The organism is Microbulbifer mixtoriginis (SeqCode), assembly GCF_052467945.1.
Window position 1 is genome coordinate 3,945,001 of sequence record NZ_CP174328.1, and the last position, 2,500, is coordinate 3,947,500.

Here is a 2,500-nt window from a genome sequence, read left to right on the forward strand (position 1 = left end):
AGCTCTTTTTTGAAAAGATTTTCTTAAGAAAATCAACGACTTAGAGCTGCCTTCCCGCTACTGCCTGAGCAGCGAGGAGGCGAACTATACGGACTTCGAATGAGCTCCGCAAGCTCTTTCTGTAATAAATTTTCAAAATGCTTTTTAGTAAAAATCAGACTGCGAATGCATCCCCCGGTGGTGGAAACGCAAAATATCACTATGAATAAAATCTCCATATTACTACCGGGGAATATGATCGTAGTTTTTTAAAAGCACGTATTTTCCATACTGTTTGGCAGCTAGATTGAATAGCTATTAGCAGAACTGGGCTTTAGGGATAACCTTCTGGGGAGTGATTTAGTAGCGCACTACCTCTAGTATTTTTGAAGCCATTGAAAATACAAACATAAAGTTTACGAAAGTAATTTTAAGTGTGGATCCAGTGGCAAGATTTTGCAGAAGCTCTAAAAACCTGAAGGGGAATGGTAAAGACCTTTTTTAGAGATTTATTTTTTGGAGTGTAAACCGACTAATTATTTAGAGCTATTTTTGCAAGCCACTGTAAACACTGGACCTACACTGTATGGCGAGCAGCGCTCGCCAGCCTGCGGTGTATGGCTCCGGATTTACGAACGATTCACAGAGCAGTGCAGGCACGCGAGATAGTGAAAATATTTTACCGTAGCCAAAAAGAAACCCCGGTAGCCCAACCGGTGAGGGACTCTTTTTTTAGAAATCTGACAGCCTGTATCGGTTTAGCCTGCCGAAGGCAGCTCGGAGGGTGAGAGCCATAGGCTCGAATCAATATGACTTTGCGCGCAGCGGCCTTTCTTTTTTCCCTTTCCTGTTTTTTTGTTTGTAATTATTTTTCGGGCATAAAAAAAGGGCCACCCTATTGGGTGGCCCTTTTCGGATTAGAAGCCTGACGATGACCTACTCTCACATGGGGAAGCCCCACACTACCATCGGCGATGTTGCGTTTCACTTCTGAGTTCGGCAAGGGATCAGGTGGTTCCACAACTCTATTGTCGTCAGGCAAACTGGCTTGGGTTGGCGTTGGTCTTATAAGCAATCTGCTTGGCCTGCCGTGTTATCGCTGTTTGCCTCGGTCTGTTGACCGGCGATAACCCCAAATAAGTCGGTAAAACAATCTGTAGTAATACACCGCAAGCGATCATTGTGTGTCTTTCATTCCACAATCCGCTAGCTTAGCTAGTCGTTAGTAACCATCTCTGTTGTATGGTCAAGCCGCACGGGCAATTAGTACTGGTTAGCTCAACGCCTCACAACGCTTCCACACCCAGCCTATCAACGTGGTAGTCTTCCACGGCCCTTTAGGACTCTCAAGGAGTCAGGGAAATCTAATCTTGAAGGAGGCTTCCCGCTTAGATGCTTTCAGCGGTTATCCCGTCCGAACATAGCTACCGGGCAATGCCACTGGCGTGACAACCCGAACACCAGAGGTTCGTTCACTCCGGTCCTCTCGTACTAGGAGCAACTCTTCTCAAATTTCCAACGCCCACGGCAGATAGGGACCGAACTGTCTCACGACGTTCTAAACCCAGCTCGCGTACCACTTTAAATGGCGAACAGCCATACCCTTGGGACCGGCTTCAGCCCCAGGATGTGATGAGCCGACATCGAGGTGCCAAACACCGCCGTCGATGTGAACTCTTGGGCGGTATCAGCCTGTTATCCCCGGAGTACCTTTTATCCGTTGAGCGATGGCCCTTCCATACAGAACCACCGGATCACTATGACCTACTTTCGTACCTGCTCGACATGTCTGTCTCGCAGTCAAGCGCACTTATACCATTATGCTCATTGCATGATTTCCGACCATGCTGAGTGCACCTTCGTACTCCTCCGTTACTCTTTGGGAGGAGACCGCCCCAGTCAAACTACCCACCATACACTGTCCTCGATCCGGATAACGGACCAGAGTTAGAACCTCAAACATACCAGGGTGGTATTTCAAGGACGGCTCCACAATAACTAGCGTTACTGCTTCAAAGCCTCCCACCTATCCTACACAAGTAGGCTCAAAGTTCAGTGCAAAGCTGTAGTAAAGGTTCACGGGGTCTTTCCGTCTAGCCGCGGGTACACTGCATCTTAACAGCGATTTCAATTTCACTGAGTCTCTGGTGGAGACAGCGTGGCCATCGTTACGCCATTCGTGCAGGTCGGAACTTACCCGACAAGGAATTTCGCTACCTTAGGACCGTTATAGTTACGGCCGCCGTTTACCGGGGCTTCGATCAAGAGCTTCGCCGAAGCTAACCCCATCAATTAACCTTCCGGCACCGGGCAGGCGTCACACCCTATACGTCCTCTTACGAGTTTGCAGAGTGCTATGTTTTTAATAAACAGTCGCAGCCACCTGGTCACTTCGACCGGCCTCAGCTTAGGGAGCAAGTCCCATCACCAAAACCGGCGTACCTTCTCCCGAAGTTACGGTACCATTTTGCCTAGTTCCTTCACCAGAGTTCTCTCAAGCGCCTTGGTATTCTCTACCTGA

At 48.5% G+C, this 2,500-nt stretch carries 2 rRNA genes (1 of these 2 cut by a window edge); both read right to left on the minus strand.

Annotated elements, in window-relative coordinates:
- Window positions 1–902: 902 nt before the first annotated feature.
- A 5S ribosomal RNA gene (gene rrf, locus ACJJIJ_RS17040) occupies window positions 903–1,018 on the minus strand.
- 203 nt (window positions 1,019–1,221) lie between these two features.
- Window positions 1,222–2,500: ribosomal RNA gene (locus tag ACJJIJ_RS17045) — 23S ribosomal RNA — on the minus strand; it runs 1,603 nt beyond the window's last position.